Origin of the sequence: Bacteroides hominis (assembly GCF_033042785.2) — a bacterium.
Lineage (GTDB): Bacteria > Bacteroidota > Bacteroidia > Bacteroidales > Bacteroidaceae > Bacteroides > Bacteroides hominis.
Map to the genome: position 1 here is coordinate 4,642,390 of NZ_CP178829.1, position 22,854 is coordinate 4,665,243.

Annotated in this window: 16 protein-coding genes; 12 read left to right on the top strand and 4 right to left on the bottom strand. The window is 46.9% G+C overall.

Annotated elements, in window-relative coordinates; all coding sequences use genetic code 11:
• Positions 1-23: 23 nt before the first annotated feature.
• The 10 genes from R3O62_RS19670 (at position 24) to R3O62_RS19715 (ending at position 12,297) form a co-directional block, all read left to right on the top strand.
• Complete coding sequence (locus tag R3O62_RS19670; protein ID WP_005821186.1) at positions 24-1,577, top strand: acyl-CoA carboxylase subunit beta; 1,554 nt, start codon at positions 24-26, stop codon at positions 1,575-1,577.
• Between the two features lie 19 nt (positions 1,578-1,596).
• Complete coding sequence (locus R3O62_RS19675; protein WP_005780627.1) at positions 1,597-2,511, top strand: OadG family transporter subunit; 915 nt, start codon at positions 1,597-1,599, stop codon at positions 2,509-2,511.
• A 25-nt stretch (positions 2,512-2,536) separates the two neighbouring features.
• The gene (locus R3O62_RS19680) at positions 2,537-2,968 is read left to right on the top strand and encodes a biotin/lipoyl-containing protein (RefSeq protein WP_005780629.1); all 432 of its coding nucleotides are present in this window, start codon (positions 2,537-2,539) and stop codon (positions 2,966-2,968) included.
• Between the two features lie 2 nt (positions 2,969-2,970).
• Positions 2,971-4,131: a sodium ion-translocating decarboxylase subunit beta gene (locus R3O62_RS19685; protein ID WP_005780630.1), complete on the top strand. Its 1,161-nt coding sequence runs from the start codon at positions 2,971-2,973 to the stop codon at positions 4,129-4,131.
• Between the two features lie 152 nt (positions 4,132-4,283).
• Positions 4,284-5,618 (top strand): tetratricopeptide repeat protein, encoded by a 1,335-nt coding sequence (locus tag R3O62_RS19690; protein WP_234071277.1) that lies wholly within the window; start codon positions 4,284-4,286, stop codon positions 5,616-5,618.
• A 20-nt stretch (positions 5,619-5,638) separates the two neighbouring features.
• The gene (locus R3O62_RS19695; protein ID WP_317472810.1) at positions 5,639-6,937 is read left to right on the top strand and encodes a tetratricopeptide repeat protein; all 1,299 of its coding nucleotides are present in this window, start codon (positions 5,639-5,641) and stop codon (positions 6,935-6,937) included.
• A gap of 166 nt (positions 6,938-7,103) precedes the next feature.
• Complete coding sequence (locus tag R3O62_RS19700) at positions 7,104-8,954, top strand: glycoside hydrolase family 13 protein (protein WP_022012320.1); 1,851 nt, start codon at positions 7,104-7,106, stop codon at positions 8,952-8,954.
• A gap of 220 nt (positions 8,955-9,174) precedes the next feature.
• Positions 9,175-9,615, top strand: coding sequence for a MarR family winged helix-turn-helix transcriptional regulator (locus R3O62_RS19705; RefSeq protein WP_005807671.1), 441 nt, complete (start codon positions 9,175-9,177; stop codon positions 9,613-9,615).
• A 14-nt stretch (positions 9,616-9,629) separates the two neighbouring features.
• The gene (locus R3O62_RS19710; RefSeq protein ID WP_044301030.1) at positions 9,630-10,697 is read left to right on the top strand and encodes an HlyD family secretion protein; all 1,068 of its coding nucleotides are present in this window, start codon (positions 9,630-9,632) and stop codon (positions 10,695-10,697) included.
• Positions 10,698-10,701: 4 nt separating this feature from the next.
• The gene (locus R3O62_RS19715) at positions 10,702-12,297 is read left to right on the top strand and encodes an MFS transporter (RefSeq protein ID WP_317472811.1); all 1,596 of its coding nucleotides are present in this window, start codon (positions 10,702-10,704) and stop codon (positions 12,295-12,297) included.
• Positions 12,298-12,782: 485 nt separating this feature from the next.
• Here the strand turns inward: R3O62_RS19715 and R3O62_RS19720 are convergent, their stop codons facing one another.
• Both R3O62_RS19720 and R3O62_RS19725 read right to left on the bottom strand, forming a co-directional pair.
• A complete protein-coding gene (locus R3O62_RS19720) occupies positions 12,783-13,787 on the bottom strand; it encodes a class II fructose-bisphosphate aldolase (RefSeq protein WP_005807673.1) in 1,005 nt (334 codons plus the stop codon).
• A 179-nt stretch (positions 13,788-13,966) separates the two neighbouring features.
• Positions 13,967-14,986 (bottom strand): endonuclease/exonuclease/phosphatase family protein, encoded by a 1,020-nt coding sequence (locus tag R3O62_RS19725; protein WP_317472812.1) that lies wholly within the window; start codon positions 14,984-14,986, stop codon positions 13,967-13,969.
• Between the two features lie 362 nt (positions 14,987-15,348).
• Here R3O62_RS19725 and R3O62_RS19730 point away from each other — a divergent pair, with 362 nt between their 5' ends.
• The gene (locus R3O62_RS19730; RefSeq protein ID WP_005780644.1) at positions 15,349-15,600 is read left to right on the top strand and encodes a type B 50S ribosomal protein L31; all 252 of its coding nucleotides are present in this window, start codon (positions 15,349-15,351) and stop codon (positions 15,598-15,600) included.
• A gap of 90 nt (positions 15,601-15,690) precedes the next feature.
• Here R3O62_RS19730 and R3O62_RS19735 read toward each other — a convergent pair whose 3' ends face one another.
• Positions 15,691-18,051: a sensor histidine kinase gene (locus R3O62_RS19735; RefSeq protein WP_005807675.1), complete on the bottom strand. Its 2,361-nt coding sequence runs from the start codon at positions 18,049-18,051 to the stop codon at positions 15,691-15,693.
• A 202-nt stretch (positions 18,052-18,253) separates the two neighbouring features.
• Here R3O62_RS19735 and R3O62_RS19740 point away from each other — a divergent pair, with 202 nt between their 5' ends.
• Positions 18,254-19,780, top strand: coding sequence for a M48 family metallopeptidase (locus tag R3O62_RS19740; protein WP_005807676.1), 1,527 nt, complete (start codon positions 18,254-18,256; stop codon positions 19,778-19,780).
• Between the two features lie 109 nt (positions 19,781-19,889).
• On the opposite strand, the gene R3O62_RS19745 is transcribed toward R3O62_RS19740, so the two are convergent.
• Positions 19,890-22,748: an alpha-amylase family glycosyl hydrolase gene (locus tag R3O62_RS19745; RefSeq protein ID WP_317472813.1), complete on the bottom strand. Its 2,859-nt coding sequence runs from the start codon at positions 22,746-22,748 to the stop codon at positions 19,890-19,892.
• Positions 22,749-22,854: the final 106 nt, after the last annotated feature.

Consider the following 22,854-nt stretch of genomic DNA (forward strand, 5'->3'; position numbering starts at 1 on the left):
ACCCTTTAAATTAAGAAAAACTCATGAGTAACCAGCTTGAAAAAGTAAAAGAGCTTATTGAACTTCGCGCTCAGGCTCGTTTAGGTGGTGGCGAAAAGGCTATTGAAAAACAACACGCCAAAGGCAAATATACGGCCCGCGAGCGTATTGCACAGTTGCTTGACGAAGGTAGTTTCGAAGAACTGGATATGTTTGTTCAACACAGATGTACTAACTTCGGACAAGACAAGAAACATTTCCTCGGCGACGGTGTAGTAACCGGTTATGGAACAATAGAAGGTAGATTAGTATATGTTTTCGCACAAGATTTCACCGTATTCGGTGGTTCACTGTCGGAAACCATGGCACAGAAGATCTGTAAAGTAATGGACATGGCCATGAAGATGGGTGCTCCTGTTATCGGTATCAACGACTCGGGTGGCGCACGTATTCAGGAAGGTATCAACGCTCTGTCCGGTTATGCTGAAATTTTCCAGCGTAATATCATGGCATCGGGTGTTATTCCACAGATTTCGGGTATTTTCGGTCCGTGTGCCGGAGGTGCGGTTTACTCTCCTGCCCTGACAGACTTCACGCTGATGACCGAAGGTACATCTTACATGTTCCTCACCGGACCTGCTGTAGTAAAAACAGTAACAGGTGAAGACGTATCTCAGGAAGACCTGGGAGGTGCAAGCGTACATGCCAGCAAGTCGGGTGTAACCCACTTCACAGCCGAAACCGGAGAAGAAGGTCTGGCGATCATCCGCAAACTTCTCAGCTTTATCCCGCAAAACAATCTGGAAGAAGCCCCATTGGTGAACTGTACCGACCCGATCGACCGTATGGATGACCTGTTGAACGAAATCATCCCCGACAGCCCGAACAAACCGTACGATATGTACGAAGTGATCGGTGCCATCATCGACAACGGTGAATTCCTGGAAGTACAGAAAGACTACGCCAAAAATCTTATCATCGGTTTTGCCCGCATGAACGGACAGTCGGTAGGTGTGGTTGCCAACCAACCTAAATATCTGGCAGGCGTGCTCGACAGCAACGCATCACGCAAAGGCGCCCGTTTCGTTCGTTTCTGCGACGCATTCAACATCCCGCTGGTAACATTGGTAGACGTTCCGGGATTCCTTCCGGGCACAGGTCAGGAGTACAATGGTGTGATCCTGCACGGAGCCAAATTGCTGTATGCTTACGGCGAAGCCACTGTACCTAAAGTGACCGTAACCCTGCGTAAGTCTTACGGTGGTTCACACATCGTAATGAGTTGCAAGCAACTCCGCGGTGACATGAACTATGCATGGCCGACAGCCGAAATCGCCGTAATGGGTGGTGCCGGTGCAGTAGCGGTATTGTATGCCAAGGAAGCCAAAGATCAGGAAAACCCTGCTCAATTCCTGGCAGACAAGGAAGCCGAGTATACCAAACTCTTCGCAAACCCGTACAATGCGGCCAAATACGGCTACATCGACGACGTTATCGAACCGAGAAACACTCGTTTCCGCGTGATCCGCGCTTTGCAACAGCTGCAAACCAAGAAATTAACCAACCCTGCTAAAAAGCACGGTAATATTCCATTGTAACAAATAAAAATCGATTGTTATGAATAAGAAAAGAATCGGGATATTTATCGCTCTGCTGGCAATGGTTTGCATGGGGCTCAGGGCGCAAAGTGCCACCAGTCTGAAAATCAATGAAGTTTTGGTCATCAACGACCAGAACTATCAGGATGATTACGGGCTGCACAATGCGTGGATAGAGATATTCAATACCTCTTTCGCTTCGGTAAATCTGGAAGGTTGCTTTCTGACGAACGATAAAAACAATCCGACCAAATATCCTATTCCCAAAGGCGACGTGCTGACTTTAATCAAGCCACGCCAACATGCTTTGTTCTGGGCAGACGGGATGCCTAACCGGGGTACGTTTCATGTAAACTTTACGCTCGATCCGGACAAAGAGAACTACATTGCTCTGTATGATTCCAACGGTAAAACTTTGATTGACGAGGTAACCATCCCTGCCGGTCAGCTTGCCGACCGTTCATACGCCCGTGAAAAAGACGGAAGTGCTAACTGGGTAGTAAAAGGTGGCGGAGAACATAGTTATGTCACTCCGAGCACCAACAATATGACTATCGACAAAAACCCGAAGATCGAGAACTTCAAAAAGCACGACTCTATCGGTATTGGTATGGCCATCATTGCCATGTCAGTCGTATTCATTGGTTTGGTACTTTTGTATCTTTCATTCAAGGCGGTAGGTAATATCGCTGTCAGACTGGGTAAGAAAAACGCAATGAAAGCCACCGGTATCACCGACAAGACGGAAGCGAAGGAGAAGAACCTGGGTAGCCACACAGGTGAAGAGACCGCCGCTATCGCCATGGCTTTGCACGAATACCTGAATGACGCTCACGACGTTGAAGACATGATTCTGACTATCAACAAAGTGAAACGCACCTACTCACCGTGGAGTTCGAAGATCTACACACTGCGTCAGACTCCGAGAAGATAATTACTAACCCTAATAAAATGAAGCAATGAAACAATATAAATATAAAATCAACGGCAACCTTTACAACGTTACAGTGAACGATGTAGAAGATAACATAGCCAATGTTGAAGTAAACGGAACCTCTTACAAAGTAGAGTTGGATACTCCCGTCAAAGCTGCTCCGAAACCGGTTACCCGTCCGGCAGCCGCTCCGAAAACCGAATCGGGAGCTCCGGTAGTGACCAAACAGCCGACAGCTTCCAAGAGAGACGGCGTGAAATCTCCGCTGCCGGGTGTCATCCTCGACATCAAGGTGAAAGCAGGAGACACTGTCAAGAAAGGCCAGACTATCATCATCCTTGAGGCTATGAAGATGGAAAACAACATCAATGCCAATAAAGATGGAAAAGTAGCAGAAATTAAAGTTAATAAAGGAGATTCTGTACTTGAAGGTACAGACCTCGTAATCATTGAATAATTATGGGAGATTTCGTATCATTCTTAGGGAATAACCTTGTTGACTTCTGGGGATACACCGGTTTCGCAAACGCGACACCCGGACATCTTTTCATGTTGCTAATCGGTCTTTTCTTTATCTACCTTGCCGTAGCCAAAGAATTTGAACCGATGCTGCTGATCCCCATTGGCTTCGGTATTCTGATCGGTAATATTCCATTCAATATGGAAGCCGGATTAAAAGTGGGTATTTACGAAGAAGGTTCGGTACTGAACATCCTTTATCAAGGTGTAACCTCCGGTTGGTATCCGCCGCTTATTTTCTTAGGCATCGGGGCCATGACGGACTTCTCGGCACTGATCTCCAACCCCAAACTGATGCTGATCGGAGCTGCCGCACAGTTCGGTATCTTCGGTGCTTACATCATTGCCCTCCTCATAGGATTTGAGCCTAACCAAGCCGGTGCCATCGGTATCATCGGTGGTGCCGACGGACCGACGGCGATCTTCCTTTCGTCCAAACTGGCTCCGAACCTGATGGGTGCCATCGCCGTATCAGCCTATTCTTACATGGCACTGGTACCGGTGATACAACCGCCCATCATGCGTGCGCTGACCACTAAACACGAACGCCTGATCCGCATGAAACCACCAAGAATCGTATCGCATACCGAAAAAGTGATTTTCCCCATCGTGGGTCTGTTGCTCACTTGCTTCCTGGTTCCGTCGGGTCTGCCTTTGCTGGGTATGCTGTTCTTTGGTAATTTATTGAAAGAAAGCGGTGTAACCCGTCGCTTGGCAAATACTGCCAGCGGTCCGTTGATCGATGTCATCACTATCCTGTTGGGACTGACTGTGGGAGCTTCTACCCAAGCCTCACAATTCCTCACCTGGGATTCTATCCTGATCTTCATCCTCGGTGCATTCTCTTTCATCATTGCCACTACCTCGGGTGTCTTGTTTGTGAAGTTCTTCAATCTCTTCCTGAAGAAAGGCAACAAGATCAATCCGCTGATCGGTAATGCAGGTGTATCTGCCGTACCCGACTCGGCGCGCATCTCACAAGTGGTCGGTTTGGAATACGATCCGACTAACTATCTGCTGATGCACGCTATGGGTCCGAACGTGGCGGGAGTAATCGGTTCAGCCGTAGCTGCCGGTATCCTGCTCGGATTCCTTATGTAGTTTAAAAGCTTTTTCATAAAATAGAACCGGGGCGTCTCTCTTTGCGAAAAGAGAGGCGCCTTGCATTTTACGTTAATCTATCTAAAAGACGTTACGAACCCTTCGTAGAAACAATATTTTTACTAACTTGCAGGCAATAAAACATACGTCCTATGAAAACAAAAGCTATGAAACCACTCATCTTTATCTTTTGCTTGTGTCTTAGCCCCATACTAACGGCACAGAACACGAATCAAAACAAGATTCAGGAAGCAATGGCAAACTATGATTACGAGACTGCCATTGAACTGATCAACAAAGAGAAGCCTACCATCCCGCTATTGATGCAGCAAGCCAAAGCCCTGAAAGGAATCGGCAACAACGCCGAGGCTCTCCGTGTCATCCGCCAAGTAATTACGGCAGATTCTACCAACCAACAGGCACACATCGAAGCCGCGGAATGTTGCAAAGCAATGGCTAAATATAACGATGCATTGGACTATTACCGGAAAACCATCACCTTGAATCCCAAGAACAAGTATGCCCGCTTGCAATTTATCAACTTGCTTTGCAATACGAAAAATTATGCCGAAGCTTTTGGAGAGAGCTCAATGATGTCCGAAACGGACAGTTCGGCCGTGGTACTCCACCTACAGGCACAGAGCCTTGAAGGAATGCAACAAATACTGCCTGCCATCGGCTGTTATGAAATCATTCAGGACAAATACCCGGACGACTATTTAGCAGCGGCCAAACTGGGAAATCTGAACATAGCGGCAGGATATCCCGAATACGCGATCAAAGCGACCGAACGCTACAGAGAACGGGATTCAACCAACCTGATCGTAAACCAGCAAAACGCACTTGCCTATTGTCGTGCCCAACAATACCCGATGGCCATCAAGCGTTACGAAAATCTATGCCAGCAGGGAGACAGCAGTACACAAACATTATACTATCTGGGAATCAGCTATTATGCCGATGAATATTATTATGAAGCACACGCATGCTTCAGCAAACTGTACAAAGATATGGAAGAAGATCCGAACTTGCTCTATTATCTGGGACGATGTTGCGCCAAGACTTCCTGGAAAAAGGAAGGCATAGAACATCTGGAGAAAGCCATCGAACTTACCATCCCCAAAGACAGTGCCATGATCCGTCTTTACAAAGGCTTGGTCGATTGCTGTAAACTGGCAAGAGACACACCCAAACAAATCCAAGCCCTCAAAGAGCTGTATAAATATGATAAGACGAACCATAAACTACTTTATGACATCGCCTGGAATTATTCATATCAGCTAAAAGACCACAAATCAGCCGAACGTTATTTGCAGGCCTTCTTAAAGACCCGGAACAAAGACGCCAAAAAGGAGGAAGCCACCGCCGAAAAAGGAGAACTCGTTCTGGGACTTGAAAACTACTACAACGCTGCCGATAAGTGGCTGAAGGACTTACAGAAAGAAAAATTCTTCAACGAGGGAATACCGGAACAAAGCCCGAAATAACAAAACCTATATTTACTCATATGAAATACCTCCTGATCCTCCTCTGTCTGGGCTTCAATGTAGCATTGTCCGCTCAGAACGTAACTTCTATCCAGGAAGCAATGGCAAACTATGACTACAAAACGGCCATCAGACTGATCGATGGAGAAACTGCTTCATCGCAATTATTGTTACAAAAAGCCAAGGCTTTAAAGGGATTGGGACACACTGCCGAAGCCTTGTCCACTTTACAACATATCATTTCCGAATTACCCGAAAACCAGCAGGCATTGATAGAAGCCGCTGAATGTTGCAGGCAACTGAGCAAGTACAACGAGGCCTTGGAATACTATCGGAAAGTTTTGAAGTTAAATCCGGAACATACTTACGCGCACCTGCAATACACCCGTCTACTATACAACCAGCAGCGATATGGAGATGCACTGCACGAAAGCGTCACATTGGCCAAGAAAGACAGTTCCGCTACCGTATTACGATTAATGGCAGAAAGTATGGAAGGACTTAACATGCCGATAGAAAGCATGTTATGTTACATTTCCATCATTAGAAAATATCCTTCCGACTATCTGTCTGTTGCCAGATTGGGCAGCATACTCAATACGATGCAGGATTATGAAGGGGCAATCTCCCTGACAGAAGGATATCGCCAAATGGATAGTACCAATGTAGAGGTAAACCGACAGAACGCCCTGGCTTATTGTCTGCACAAAGACTACCCCATGGCAATCAAACGTTATCAAGATCTGACAAACCAGGGAGACAGTACCCTGCTGACATGTTATTATCTGGGGGTCAGCTATTATGCCACGAAAGAATACTTTAAAGCACGCGATTGGCTGCTTAAAGCAAAATCCCGCCAGTCCCCCAGCGCCAACCTGCTCTACTACTTGGGACGCTCCTGCTCCAAGACTTTGTGGAAACAAGATGGGATTGAGTACCTGAATCAGGCCATCGACCAGACTATCCCCACCGACAGTATAATGGAACGTCTCTATTTCGGACTTGCGGATTGCTATAAAGAGGCCAAACAGACCCGCGAGCAGATAAAAGCAATCAAAGAACAATATAAGTATGCCCCCGACAGGCATATATTGCTTTATAACATGGCCTTTCTATCCGATAAAATCAAAGATACAAAAGCCACAGAGCGCTACTTGCAAGCTTTTCTACGAACAAAGTCCCAACAGAAGGCAATAGAGCTGCAACAAGATAGCGACGTCGAAGAAGAGGAGCCCGCACCTCGCATAGACTATTATAAAAGTGCCGCCAATAAACTGGAAAGTATCCGAAAGGAAAAATTCTTCAAAGGAGAAAAGTAGGTATCCAAAGTGGCTTTTGTGCACATTACAAATGCCCGATTCAGGTTTAAGCATCTCCTATGAAAACGTTTGCATAAATAGATGGCGGACAGTAAGGAAGAAAACAGGAACCAATCCGATGATTTATCCTATATTAGCAGCATCTAAATAATAACGAGCTAATATCATGAAAAAATTATTGTTCTTCTTAGGTTCTCTCTTACTTTCATTAAGTACTTATGCAGCCATGAACGTATCAAAAATCGATCCGCCCTTCTGGTTCACCGGCATGAACAATCCGGAACTCCAGTTAATGGTATACGGCGAAGGCATCGGCCAGGCATCCGTATCAGTAAACTATCCCGGAGTATCACTCAGCAGCGTCGTGAAGCTGGAAAGCAACAATTATCTGCTTGTCTATCTTCATCTCGATAAAGATGTTAAACCGGGGAAAATGCCTATTACATTCACTCTCGGAAAGAAAAAGCTGGTTAAGGATTACGAATTGAGAGCACGTAGCAAAGCAGGAGCCGACCACAAAGGCTTTGACGCATCGGATGCCCTATATCTGTTAATGCCGGATCGCTTTGCCAATGGAAACCCGGACAACGACCAGATAGAAGGCATGGCAGAATATAAAGTAGACCGCAATGACCCGAACGCCCGCCACGGCGGTGACCTCGCCGGTATTGAACAAAACCTGGACTACTTTACCGACCTGGGAGTGACCGCACTCTGGTTCACCCCGGTACTTGAGAACAATATGAAAGGCGGTTCGTACCACGGCTATGCCACGACCGATTATTACAAAGTAGACCCACGTTTCGGTACCAACGAAGAATATCGCTCGCTGATAGACAAAGCTCACAACCGGGGCATTAAAGTCGTAATGGATATGATCTTCAACCATTGCGGAGTAGAACACCCCTGGATCAAGGATATGCCTTCGAAGGACTGGTTCAACCACTCCGATTTTAAAGACAACTTCGTACAGACATCTTACAAACTGACTCCTCACGTAGATCCGTACGCCTCACAGTATGACTTCGACCAGATGAATGACGGTTGGTTTGTGGAAGCCATGCCCGACTTGAACCAGAAGAACCCTCACGTATACAAATATCTCCTGCAAAACAGTTTGTGGTGGATTGAATATGCCGATATCGACGGCATCCGGATGGATACTTACCCGTATGCCGACTACGATGCCATGAGCAACTGGATGAAGGAACTGAATGAAGAATATCCCAACTATAACACGGTAGGCGAAACCTGGGTAACCGAACCTGCCTACACAGCCTGGTGGCAAAAAGATTCCAAACTCTCCGCCCCACGCAACAGTAACCTGAAAACTGTGATGGACTTCAGTTTCTTCGACAAAATCAACACAGCCAAGAATGAAGAGACCGACACCTGGTTCAAAGGTCTGGATCGGGTATACAACAACTTTGTATACGATTATCTGTATCCCGATCCCGCATCCGTGCTGGCTTTCATAGAGAATCACGATACCGACCGCTTTCTGGGTGAAGGTGAAAATCTCGACATGCTGAAACAGGCCTCTACCCTTTTGCTGACCACCCGGCGCATTCCGCAGCTCTATTACGGAACCGAAGTCATGATGAACGGAGTAAAGAGCAAAAGCGACGGTTATGTCAGAAAAGATTTCCCCGGCGGATGGGCCAATGATAAAGAAAACGCTCTTACTCCGGAGGGACGTACCAAACTACAGAACGAAAGCTATAACTTCTACCGCAATCTGCTGAACTGGCGCAAAGGCAACGATGTGATTGCCAAAGGCAGCATGAAACAGTTCATGGTTCAGCACGGTGTATATGCCTATGCACGCGAATATAACGGAAAAACAGTATTTGTCCTGTTGAACGGTACGGATAAGGAGGTGAAACTCCCTCTGAAATATTACGCTGAAGTACTGAAAGATAAAACTCAAGGCAAAGACGTCATTAGCGGAAAAATGATAATGCTGAACGAGGAACTGACAATGGCTCCACGCCAGTCAATGGTCATAGAGCTTTAGCCCCGTTCACCCCAAAGCAGGCTCGGGGTGTCAAAAGTCTTTTTACCACGGAGTAACACAGAGTAGCACAGAGTGTTTGCAATAATAATCAGCAACTTAAATCACCTCTGTATTACTCCGTGTTACTCCGTGGTGAATTTTGTCACGAATAATAATAGTCAAACATTTGACTATTATCGAAGAATATTGCTACCTTTGCACCGACCAAAAGAATACAACGATGACAAACAACGAATCGGCACGCGAGCTTATTCTACAAATCCTGCGAACCCGGATGGCTTTCCGTCAAACCCTTCAACGGGTGCTCAAACGGCACAACGTAGATATGACCTTCGAAATGCTGCAAGTAATGAATTGCCTGTGGAACGAACAAGGCATCAGCCAGCAGTCTCTGGCAGAGAAAACGGCAAAAGACAAAGCTTGCCTGACTAACCTGATCAATAACCTGGAGAAGAAGAATTGGGTGATACGGAAAGAAGATTCATCCGACCGGAGAAACCGGCTGATTTTTCTTACAGTACAAGGCGAGGAACTTGCCCTTACAGTGAAACCGCTGATCAACGATATCTATACCCAAACGGGAATAGAGATGGAGGTCAGCCGGATAAACGAATGTACCGAAGATTTAAAAAGACTGTACGAAGTTCTCAACGAAATCTAAAATCAACTCAGGCCATGTCCACCCATCAAGCGAAACAAAAAGAATTAAGAAAACTGAAGCACAGAAACATCTTTCTCAACACGGTATGCATATTATTAGCACTGGCAGGTATCTCGTGGACAGTAAACTATTTCTGGAAATATGCCCGCTACGAAATAACCAATGATGCCGTAGTGGACCAATACATCGCTCCGCTCAACATCCGGATACCGGGATATATCAAAGAAGTACGTTTCACCGAGCACCAGTATGTACATGCCGGCGACACGCTCCTGATTCTGGATGACCGTGAATACCGGATCCGACTCAAAGATGCGGAAGCCGCTTTGATGGATGCCTTAGGCTCCAGAGAGGTTTTGAACTCCGGCATCCGGACCTCAGGGGTGAACATTGCCGTACAGGACGCCAACATAGCCGAAACCCAAGCACGGCTTTCACAGCAGGAAGCCGAACTGAACCGATACACCCGGCTCCTGAAAAAACAGGCCATCAGCCAACAGGATTACGAACTGGCAAAAGCAAATTTTGAAGCGACCCGGGCACGTTACAATGCCCTCCTGCGCCAGAAAGAAGCCGCCCAATCGCAGTACTCTGAAACCAGTAAACGCAGTACCAGTGCCGAAGCCAATATCCTCCGTAAAGAGGCCGAAGTGGATATGGCTAAACTGAACCTGTCATATACCGTCGTCACCGCACCTTATGACGGATACATGGGACGGCGCACCCTTGAACCGGGACAGTTCGTACAAGGGGGACAGACTCTCTCGTATCTGGTACGAGGCAATGATAAATGGGTAACTGCCAACTATAAAGAGACTCAGATAGCCCACATCTACATCGGACAAAAGGTTCGCATTAAAGTAGATGCTTTCAGCGGCCGGACCTTTCATGGAACCGTCACGGCCATTTCCGAAGCTACCGGGTCAAAATACTCCCTGGTGCCTACCGACAATTCGGCCGGGAACTTTGTCAAAGTACAGCAGCGCATTCCTGTCCGCATTGACCTCAACGATGCCTCACCCAAAGAGATGGAATGCCTCCGTGCCGGAATGATGGTAGAAACGGAGGCGGTCCGCCCATAAGCCTATGGTAAAGCTCAACCTCCCTACCCGCCCCTGGGTGCCCCAATGGTTGGGCATCGTAACGATGTTCATCGTCATTTTTCCCATCACCCTGCTCAACGGAGCTTACACAGGCAGTATGATCGAAGTGTCGAACACGCTGGGAGTGATGAGCGAAGATATCACGATGGCCTATTATTCAGCTTCGGTGGGGATGGCTGTAGCCTACCCCATCGTACCGAAAATACGTGCTATAGCCACTTCGAAGACCTTGTTGCTCACAGACTTATTGCTACAGGTTTTCTTCAGTCTGATCTGTGCACAGACAGGCAGCATGGACGTCATCATGGGATGCTGTTTCTTCATGGGATTCCTCAAAGGTTTCGTCATGCTCGAGTTCATCATCCTGATCCGTCCACTTTTCAGTCCCAAAAACATACGAAGTGAATTTTACGCCTATTTCTATCCCATTGTCTTCTCCGGAGGACAGTTGTCAATGGCTATCACGGCACAATTGGCCTATCATTATCAATGGCAGCACATGTACTATTTCGTCACCATCCTTCTACTGGTTGCCATTCTGTTTGTATTGTGTTTTTTCCGTTACGCACAACGTCCCGTCCACATCCCGTTCAAGGAGATGGACGGAAAGAGCATGTTCATCATTGCCTCTGCCTATCTGCTGACACTCTATACCTTCACTTATGGCAAAACACTCGACTGGTTCGCATCCCCTAAAATAAGAGTATACGTATTCATCATCCCTCTCCTGATAGCTCTTTTCATCTACCGGCAACGGACACAGCCGAAGCCTTTCGTCAGTCTGAAACCACTTACTCTGCATAAATCCATCATCGGATACGGCTTCATGGTACTCGCCATGTTTCTGACAGCCACCAGTTCACTGGTGACCAACTACATGAACAGTATTATCCGGGTAGACAGCATTCACGCCAATTCACTCAGCCTGTGGCTGTTGCCCGGCTATGTCGTGGGAGCGATTATTTGTTTCTGGTGGTTCCGATGGCAACGGTGGCGGTTTCGCTTTCTGATTTCAGGCGGCATGTTCTGTTACGTCATTTATCTGGCAATTCTCTACTTTGGCATAACCCCGTATGGCACTTACGAAATGCTCTACCTTCCTATCTTATTCCGGGGAGTGGGCATGATGGTCCTGTTTATCGCATTCGGCGTTTTTGTCGTCGAAGATTTAGACCCGCGCCTGACACTGTCCAACGCTTTCTTCCTGATTTCCTTCCGGTCGGCACTGGCACCGGTCCTGTCGGCCTCGTTTTTCAATAACATGCTCTATTATCTTCAGGTGAAAGGCATGAATGTTCTTTCGGAAAATATGACGCTGACCAATCCAATAGCCGAACAGAAATATAACCAGGTACTGAACAGCGCCCTGGCACAGGGGCACGAATTCAGCGAAGCCGGCCAGTTGGCAACCAACAGCCTGTACTCCACTTTGCAACAGCAATCTCTCTTGCTGGCACTGAAAACACTGATCGGTTATGTGCTGATACTGGCACTGGTGGTTGCAGTCGTTGCAGCTTTTATCCCTTTCCATAAGACATTGAAAGTGGCTGTCGTAAAGACGGGAGACGATATGGTATAACGAACGAGGAAAGAATAAAGATTCCTCCGGCAAATATGTAGTTTGACAACCGTCCCGATAAATTTGATAATCAACAGATTATATTTACCAATATTTTTCTTTCAATGTAAATCCATTTATCCCGGTATGTAAAGACATTATCTCCGGTATGTAAAGGCTTTTATCCCGGCATGTAAAACCATTTACCCCGGTACGTAAAACCATTTATCCCGGCATGTAAAACTTTGATAAGCCAGTCCCGAAAACCCGGTGGATTTGATTATTCACCACAGAAGAGAATAACGTCTCACAGAAGAGAATTTCTCTCCGGAACCTTTCATAAACAAAAGATGAAAACTCTGTGCCTTCTGTACCCCTTCGTAGTGAATCAAAACCCGAACCGGATGGCAACCGGATTTTCGGACCGGCCTAAAAAAAGCCACTCAATCGCTTGAGTGGCCTTCCAAAAATGTAAATTAAATAAACATGAACAACATCATGTTTTTTTATTCAGCCAACTTATTGTCTGAACCCAGCACATTGATGATTTTGTGCTTGTAGAGTTTTTCCATGTTGTCGCGAGCCGGTCCCAGGTATTTACGTGGGTCGAACTCAGCCGGTTTTTCTGCAAATACCTTACGGATAGCAGCAGTCATAGCCAAACGAGAGTCTGAGTCGATGTTGATTTTGCAAACAGCAGAAGCAGCAGCTTTACGCAACTCGTCTTCAGGAATACCGATAGCAGCTTTCAGTGCACCACCAAATTGGTTAATGGTTGCAACTTCTTCTTCAGGAACTGAAGATGATCCGTGAAGAACGATAGGGAATCCCGGAAGTTCTTTCATTACGCCATCCAATACGTTGAATGCCAACGGAGGAGGAACCATACGGCCGGTTTTCGGATCGATGTGGCACTGTTCCGGAGTAAATTTATAAGCACCGTGAGAAGTACCGATAGAGATAGCCAATGAATCGCAACCTGTTTTAGTTACGAAATCAACTACTTCATCCGGTTCAGTATATGTGTGGTGGTCTGAAGAAACTTCATCTTCTACACCGGCCAATACGCCGAGTTCACCTTCTACAGTTACATCGAACTGGTGAGCGTAGTCAACAACTTTCTTAGTCAGAGCAACGTTTTCATCATAAGGAAGGTGAGAACCGTCGATCATTACAGAAGAGAAGCCTGAGTCGATACAGCTTTTGCAAGTTTCGAAAGTATCTCCGTGGTCGAGGTGCAAAACGATTTCAGGGTTTTTGCAGCCCAATTCTTTTGCATATTCTACAGCACCCTGAGCCATGTAACGCAACAGTGTAGCGTTAGCATACTGACGAGCACCTTTTGATACCTGCAAAATAACCGGAGACTTAGTTTCTACAGCAGCCTTGATGATAGCCTGCATCTGTTCCATATTGTTGAAGTTGAATGCAGGGATTGCATATCCACCCTTGATAGCCTTAGCAAACATATCTCTAGTGTTTACCAGACCTAAATCTTTGTAATTAACCATTTTGTTTAAAAGTTTATTGTTAGTGAATCAAAAATTCTACGCAAAAGTAAGAATAATCCTTTGAATAGAGAAACCGTCGGACGGAAATATCCGCCCGACGGGTGCAATTCAATCCTATTTCAATTTATTTCCCATCCTTTAAGAGCCGTTTGTAATGTCTACGTGGCAAATAAAGGGTTTTATTGTTTCCTCATATATATTATGGTAGGCAAGTGGTCACTGTAACCGTCCAACCATACCTTACCGCCGTAGGTGCGCAACGGTGAACCCTTGTATCTGCCCTCCTGCTGGAACAGGTATTCACGCAGAAAGACTTCGTTATGATCATATTTCAGTCCTTTTGCAGCCTGAAGCAGACTGGGTGAAATAATAATCTGATCGAACAGATTCCATTTGCCGCGATACAGCAAAGTGCCGACTCCTTTATCTTCCAGCGTCACCCACCAAGGATTATAGAGGTCATCCTCCGTCATATCTGCGACGTGTTTCTTAGCTCCCAGCACGGCAAGGCTCTGATCCATCGGGTCGTCGTTAAGATCACCCATAATAATCAGTTTCAGGTCTTTGTCCGAACGCATTAACGAATCCTTCAATGCCTTCACCTGCATGGCGGCATGCATACGCACAGGCTCTTTCGCCCCACGGGATGGCCAATGGTTTACAATCATACATACCTTATCGCCTGCCAGTTCACCACCGACGATCAGGAATCCACGGGTCTTGTGAATCGTATCTCCTTCGAACGGAGTGGAAAGAACCAATGCCGTCGTACGGGGAGTAAACTGTTTGGGATCATACAGCAACGCACAGTCGATTCCCCGTTTATCGGGTCCTTCGTAATGTATGTAGCGATAACCTCCCGCAGCCATTTCCGGTTGGCGAATCAGGTCTTCAAGTACATTCCGGTTTTCAACCTCGGCCACCCCAATGGCGGCAGGTCCGGCAGGTACTTTATCGCGCGATAGTTCACCCAGCACTTTGGACAGTTTTTTCAGTTTGGAGTGATACTTCTCCGAGTTCCATCCCTTAGCAGCATCCGGCAGATATTCATAATCGTTTTTTCCGGCATCGTGAATGGTATCAAACAGGTTTTCAAGATTGTAAAAGGCAACGCTGTACAGCCCGTCTTTGTGCTCCTGCGCACGGACACCGACAGACAGCAACACTAAAAAGCCGAATGCAATAATCAGTTTCTTCATAATTTTGTTTTAAGTTTGATTCACCACAGAGCAACACAGAGCCTTAAGTTCTTGTTATCAGGATATTGGAAAGAAGAAAAAATCTCTATAAAACTCTGTGTTGCCCTGTGGTGAATTTAGTTCATTTCTTAACTATTTAATGTCCTTTTGGGATTTCAAACCAGCGGGACCTTGACTTTAAACCAACGGATTTTCTCCGTCAACCCTGCAAAAGTCTTAAAAAAAAGCGAGAATACGACTTTTTTTCCGAAACTTTTTTCCTAAGAAACAAAAAAGCATTATCTTTGCGCTCTGAAAAATGACCATTACACTATTCTTACCAAATAGTAAACGATATAATAATTTAAAAAACAAATATTGAAATGAAAAAAGGTCTTCATCCTGAATCATACCGTCCGGTAGTATTCAAAGATATGTCAAACGGTGATATGTTTTTGTCTAAATCAACTGTGGCAACTAAAGAGACCATCGAATTCGAAGGTGAAACTTATCCGTTGCTGAAAGTCGAAATCTCAAGCACTTCTCACCCGTTCTACACAGGTAAATCTACATTGGTAGATACAGCCGGACGTGTTGACAAGTTCATGAGCCGTTACGGTAACCGTAAGAAATAATCAAACGGACTTCCGATTGATAAAAATAAGCTGCCTCCTTTGCGGAGGCAGCTTATTTTTTTGCCTATATGGAAGAAGAGATTATGGAAATCATCCTTCCGAATTCCTTATTAACGGAAGCACCAGAGTAAAACGACTGCCTTTTCCAACCTGAGACTGCACTTCGACACGTCCGGACAGCCGTGTGGCAATCACCTTGCAGATAGACAATCCCAATCCGGTGCCCTGCGCAAATTCATCCGCTTTATAAAAACGGTCGAAAATGGCGTTCAGGTGTCCGGTGTCGATCCCTTTGCCGGTATCTTCCACATAAATGCCTACTTCGGCCCGCCCGGGATCCACTTCACATCCCAGCGTAATGCTACCCTCCACAGTAAACTTGTTCGCATTGCTGAGGAAGTTGGAAATGACCTGTATCAGGCGGAGCTTATCCACTGCCACATACACAGTCCAGCTATCGTCCATCTTCAACCGGAACTCTACAGGAGGATGAATGATCACCTGATGGGTACGATAAATTTCAGAAACAATCTTCGCCAGGTCATACCGTTCTATGACAAATTCCTGATTATTGGAGTCCAGTCGCGAAATATCCAGCACATCACTGATCAGCTTGAGCAACAACTCACTGTTATGATTCACAATTCCGATCATATCCTTCTTCTCCTCCTCGTCAAGCTCCCCGGCCGTCTCGTCTACCAGGATGTTGGTGAAGCCGACGATGGCATTTAGCGGTGTACGTATTTCATGGCTCATATTAGCCAGGAACGACTGCTTCAGTTCAGCGTTTTCCGCAATCTCTTTCGCCCTGATCAGTTCGTCCTCCCTTCGTACCAGTTCCTGTACATTCTGTATGACACCTGCTATCACCAATTCTCCCTGATTATCCTTCAGGCTGTCGCAACGGCATTCAAACCACTCGTACCCTTTCGCCTCATCAAAGCAGAACCGCAGCCGCTGCAGAGCCATCACCTGCAACTCTTTCGTCTCCCTGAATAATTTCTCAATACACTGCATGTCATCGGGATGCAGATACTTTAAGAATTGCCTGAAAGCATAGCGCCGGCACTTGATACCGGTGAGTTGTACAAAGTTCTCGTCCAGGTTCAGCTCTCCCCTGCGTATATACCACAAAGAGATATTTCCTCCCGAGGTGGAAAGAGACAGATGCTCGTGTGCGCTCTTCAAAGCCTGTATATCTTCATGTTCACAACGGACTTTGCGGCGGATGCGCAGCAGGGCAATAAACAAGACAATAAACAAACAGACAAAGACAGCTCCGGAGACATATATTTCACGACGATATTTATCGTAAAAAGGCCGATTGAGTATTTTTACATTCTCCGGTACATTGGCTACATCAAAAACTTTAAAAGCAGAAAAAGGGGTCCAGTCCAAGATATATTCCTTGGCAAGCTCGCGGCGTTTAGGCCCTTTAACTCCATTCCCCACCCAAAGTTCTTCTGCCAGCAAAGCTACGGCCCCTGCCGATATTGCATCGGTAGCCATATATCCACCTACAATGCCGATATTTTCATTAAACCCCTCACGGATGCAACTGAATGAAGGAATATTCAGCACGCGGGAAACAGGCATGGTCGAAACATCCCATTTATCCAGCAAAAAAGCCGTATCATGTTGCCGTTCTTCGGGCATGCCGGTAATCACAAGCAGAGACAACCCTGCCATATAACGGAAAGGAAACATCTTTATCGTAAAATCCTTGGTATCCTCATTTCGGGAAAAACGGTCCATTATGGCCAGATTTTCTTTCTGAGCCAGGCCATAAAGAGTCTGATAGATGTTCGAATCAAAAATACCTTTCTGTCTCCCCCATATAACAATATTCTTTTTATCCTCCTCCTCCAGTAACCTCTTCATAGAACATTTTCCCAAAAATGTTAAATCCAGGTTATATACCACAGTGATATTGTTACGGCCAAACAGCCGCTTCATGAATTCGATGTTCGTTTTGAAATCGGGTCTATCGGAAAGTAAATATACCGGTGCATCCTCGTATTGCCTCAACTGCTCTTCGTTGGGAAAATGAATGTTACTCAGCACAACAGGACGCTTCCGCAGCAAAGGGTGTGCCGACTTCAAAACCGAATAAGCAGCCTGATCTCCTACAACCAGCAGCATATCCACACTTTCGTCACCAACAGAATCCAGATAACCGCGCATGCGTTCTACTTCCTCCTGCTCGTTGTAAAACTCACAATTTAAATAAAATTCTGTAATCCGTGGAGTAATCCCTTTTGCTTTCAGTTCCTCTTCCAGATTTTGCCGGAACTTACCATATCCTATATCATTTGGACCGAACGAATAAACCAATTGTATATTCTTCTCCATCTGTTCCGTCTGGTGACTTTGTACAGAATATGCCCAACCGGCGGCTAAAATCAGGATAAGGCCGATAACGGCAATGTATAGAATTCTGGAACGTTTCATTAAGACTCTTGCTGACGTTTGTTTTCCCTTTCAATTTTAAAATGTACAAATATAAAGTATATTATTTATATCTAAATACAAAGAGGCATATTCTTTATAGGGAAAATCCTATTGCACAATAGGGAAAAAAGCTGTGACAGAGGGAACTTCTTTTGTATCTTCGTAACATCTAAATAATAAATTTACTAAAAAAGATACGACTATGAAACGACTTGCTATTCTGTTTGTGCTTGTTCTGACATCGTGCATCCTGTATGCCAAAAGTGGAAAAGGGGATAATCTCAGCGGTCCTATCGCGCTGAAAGGCGAATTGACGGAGAAATATCAAAACTACTCAAAAGGGACTCCGGTCGTCATACGCGGAGTGCGAAAGATGAGAATTTCGCCCAACGATGCGGTGGGCATCACTTACGGAGTGGAAATCGACGGACTGCAATATCCTATCGGAGAGGAAGAAGCCAACAAAATCATCCGGTTGAAACCGGAAACGGTCCTTGAGTACTGGCAGGGGATTTACCTGTCACAAGGCATGTACGATTACTACGACCGGAAAGGATACCGCTATGACATGCGGCAAGAGCTGGACGAGGAGTGCCTGGACTATCTGGACAAATTAAACGAAATCAGTTATAAAGACGCTTACATCGAGGATTACGTACAAGCCATTTTTGCCAAAGTCAATCCGGGAGAGGTGGATTCCAAACGTCCGGAACGCCTGAATGTACGCATCATCCAGTCGCCCGAACCGGATGCTTATATGTTGCCTAACGGCGCTATGCTGGTAAGTACCGGTTTACTGTGCACACTCGACTCCGAAGAGGAGCTGGAAGCCGTCATTGCCAACGAAATGGTTCACTTCATCCTCGATCATCAGGTGAACAACGTGTCACGTGCCGAAACCCGTGCCAAACGTGCCGCTTTCTGGGCAGACGTGCTCGGTACGGTAGCCATGGCGGCCGATGACACCAACTGGATGTACGGATACGACGAACGGGTGGGCGCCATTGAACTGGCCGCCAGCATCGGAACCATTGCGGCATTGGTCAACGTACGGACAGTAAACCGCCTGGGAATGGATTACAACAGCAAACAAGAGATACAGGCCGACCGGATTGCAAGAGACTATCTGGCATTCAAAGGATTGAACCCCGATGCATTATCCTCGGCTATCGCAAAAATAAAAGATTTCTATGGTTCAACGCACCGTTACAACAACCTGACACGATATGACAGCTATGCACGACTGAAAGAACGACTTGCCAAACTGGGAGAAAAAGAAAGCATCCACAGCCATGCTTATCAGAAAGCGACATCGGATATCGTGACGTTCAACGCAGCCATGTACCAGGGAGACAAACGCTACAAAATGGCCGAACAGCTTGTATGCAAGAACATAGACAACAAGGTGGCTTCGGACCACGATTACGTAATTCTGGTGAAAGCACGCATGGCACAGGAAAACACTCCCGAAAGCAATGAATCCTGCCTGAAACTGCTGGAGAAAGCCAAAGAGATCGCTACCGCCCGCAACCTGGACATCAACAAACAGGAGATCCTGCTGCTGATGCGCATGAACAAACAGGTAAAGGCTGCCGATAAGCTGAAGGAATACAGGGATCTGCTGATGCAATACCAACAGCAGAACGCGCTCGGTTCGGAAGAATCCGGATGGATCGGTGAAGAGATGAACTGGGCAGAGAAGATGCTGTCGAAGATCAGCCTGCTGTAAAGCCCAGTCACCAATATTTCAAAGGGTGTAGCCATCCGACCGCCGTGGCTACACCCTTTGCTGTGTATGGCTACACCTTCCGGAACAGAGGGTGTAGCCCTTTTTATAATCAGAAGTTAGTATAGACGCGACATCCATGGGCAGGTATCGTCAGGCCGGTCTGCATCGAGGTCACATGGAGTTTCGTACCATTCAGATACTCCGTCCAGACTCCCGTTGCCGGGAAGGTAGTGATTGCCTCTATCGGCTTAGCGGTGAAATTGCCCACCACCACCAACTTCTTGCCGTTGGCTGCCTCGAGGGTGAGAAAACGTCCTCCGGTCCAGTTGGCCGTCTTCACCAGCCAGGAGAACGTGGCTCCGGGATCAAAGAGTTCAGCATGTTCCCGCCGCAGTTTCAACAGCTTTGCGTACGTATCACACAATTCTTTCCGGGCTCCATTATCCAGATATTCCCAATGCAGGGGTTTCTTACCGGTCCGCCCTCCCTCTTCAATCGATACATCATATCCCATTTCACCAAACTGCCAGACCATCTTAGGCCCGGGTGCCGTGAAAAAGAATGAAGCATTCGTGACAAGCTGTTTCATACGGGCATTCAGATCCGATTTTAAAGGCTCCCCGCTGTAAGCAATCTGCTTGAAGGCTGTCCGTTCTTCGTCATGGCTTTCCATAAAACCAACCCATCCTCCGTAGGGCATGGTAGTTCCGAAAGTGACCAACGGAGTAAAATCACTGTCCGACTGATAGCCCATTGCCGACTGGCAATAAGCATTGTTCAGGTTGCGCCAAAGCTGCATGCCCTCTTCCGCCAACTCGCTCTCCTCTTTTTCGTCACAGAAATGCTCAAGGATGACGACAGCCTGCGGATTCACTTCACGAATTGCCCCGTTATAATCTTTCAGGATGGCAATACGCGAAGCATCATATTTTCCGGCGGTGGCCTCCGTACTGCTGTTCTGCGTGAATCCCTTCGTCATGTCGAAACGGAAACCATCGATGTGATACTCTTCCAGCAGGAACTTCAGATTCCGTTTTACAAATGCACGCACCAAGGGCGATTCATGGTTGAAATCGTGGAAGACACCGTAAGGATGGGGCTCTTTCACATTAAACCAGGGGTTATCGGCTGCCGTACGGTTGTTTTTGGTATCCCAATACAAACGGGCAAAAGGATGCGAACCACTGGCATGGTTGTAGACAACATCAAAAAGGACAGCCATACCCGCTTCGTGGCATTTATCGATGAAAGCCTTATACATGCGGTCCGTACCGTAAGCCTTGTCCAGAGCGAAATAGAAACAAGGATTGTATCCCCAACTGTCGTTTCCGTCGAACTCCTGCACCGGCATCAGCTCGACGGCATTGAAGCCCAGACTTTTCAGATACCCTATCTTCTCCATCGCCCCGTTCAGGTCGCCTGTAGCAGTGAAGTCGCGCAACAACAGTTCGTAGATCATCAGGTTCTCTTTATCGGGTATCCGGAAATTTTTGACCTTCCAGTCATAAGCATCCTCCCGTATCTTGAACACAGAAGCAATGCCGACAGCCCCCGAAGGATACTCTTTCGCATCGGGATAGGTAGAAGAGGAAATGTATTTATCATTATCCGGATCGAGTATCTTACGGCTGTAAGCATCGGCCAGACGAAGGGTCTCCCCTTCCCTCGTACCCACATAATACTGAAAAGCATATTCACGGGCGGGCTGAAGTCCGGTCAGCGTAATCCACCAGCACCCCGCAGCGTCATCCCGGTTCATCTGGCTGTTGCTTTCATTGCTCAGCTTCCAGTCATTAAAGTCGCCCACGACATGTGCAAAGTCCTTATGTCCTCCCTTTTTGTCTTTATCATACAGCACCAGTGTGACAGTCGACGGATCCACCGGATTGATGCCTTCCTGCAAACCGCCGGGCATGGAGGCATATTTGACAGCCGCCGGCTCAAAAGGTTTGTACAAACGATCGGTAACAGTGACAAACGAGTCCCCGTCCAGTCCCTTTTTGCTGCCGTCGGCACTGCGGATGACGATGCCCAGCTGCCGGACCGGAGTCTCGCCCGAACCGAACCATTGGCGTATCGAAGGCTCCAGCGTAATGCTCCAGATATTATCCGCCACCCGGTCCATTTTGCACTTGTCCACATTGGTATTCCAGTCCGCAGGCACATGCATCCAGCTCCCTTCCGACACCACTCCCGCATGTACATAAACATCACCCGTATAGTCATAAAGCGGAGAATCCTTCGTTGCTTTAAAGTACAGGGTCAGTGGGAGATCGGCATCCGGAGCCCCGGGCCGGAAACTCAGCCCGTCGTCACAGCTCCCCTCCTGTGTGATCCGGAGCTTTTCCGAAAGGCTGCCGCTCCTGATCACAATCTCTCCTTCACGCCCGGCCGGCCCCTGATTGGGAGCCACCGCAAAAGTCAGGTTTGCAGACACCAATCCGCGGGTATTGACCTGAGAAATCCAACTGCGGCCCGCTTCCGGGATTTCGACCTCAAATGCGATATTGGCTTTTACTTCCACCTGCACATTTCCTCCTTCTTTGCCTATTTCGAAGCGGGAGGCCGTCAGTGTCAGCGCATCTTTCTGCTTTTGTGAAACGGTAAAGCTCTTTTCAATTCCTCCTGTCACCAAGGTCAGTTTCACGCTCCGGCTGTCATAACCGGTGTTTTCCTGTGTACTGACAGTGACGGAAGCGTCGCCCGCCCCACCCGAAGACGGGGTCACCGTACACCAGTCTGCCGCCGTACGTGTATCCGCACTGGTCAGCGAGATCCGCCACGGACGCCCTGCCGAGAACGACAAAGTCCGTGTTCCCGAAACGGCGGGAAAGTCAATGCCTTGCTCAAAATAAGTTTCACTATCAGACGAAAGGATCAGAGAATCGGTTTCTTCTTCATCCGACGAACAACCGAGACCAATCAGCGGAAGCAGGAGAAGCAGAAACGGAAAAGATAAATATTTCATAGATTAAAAGGTATTATTGTATATAAAAAGAAGAGAGGGGTATATAAAAATTCACCACAGAGGGTACAGCGTAACACAGAGTCGATTTTTATGTCACTGATTATCG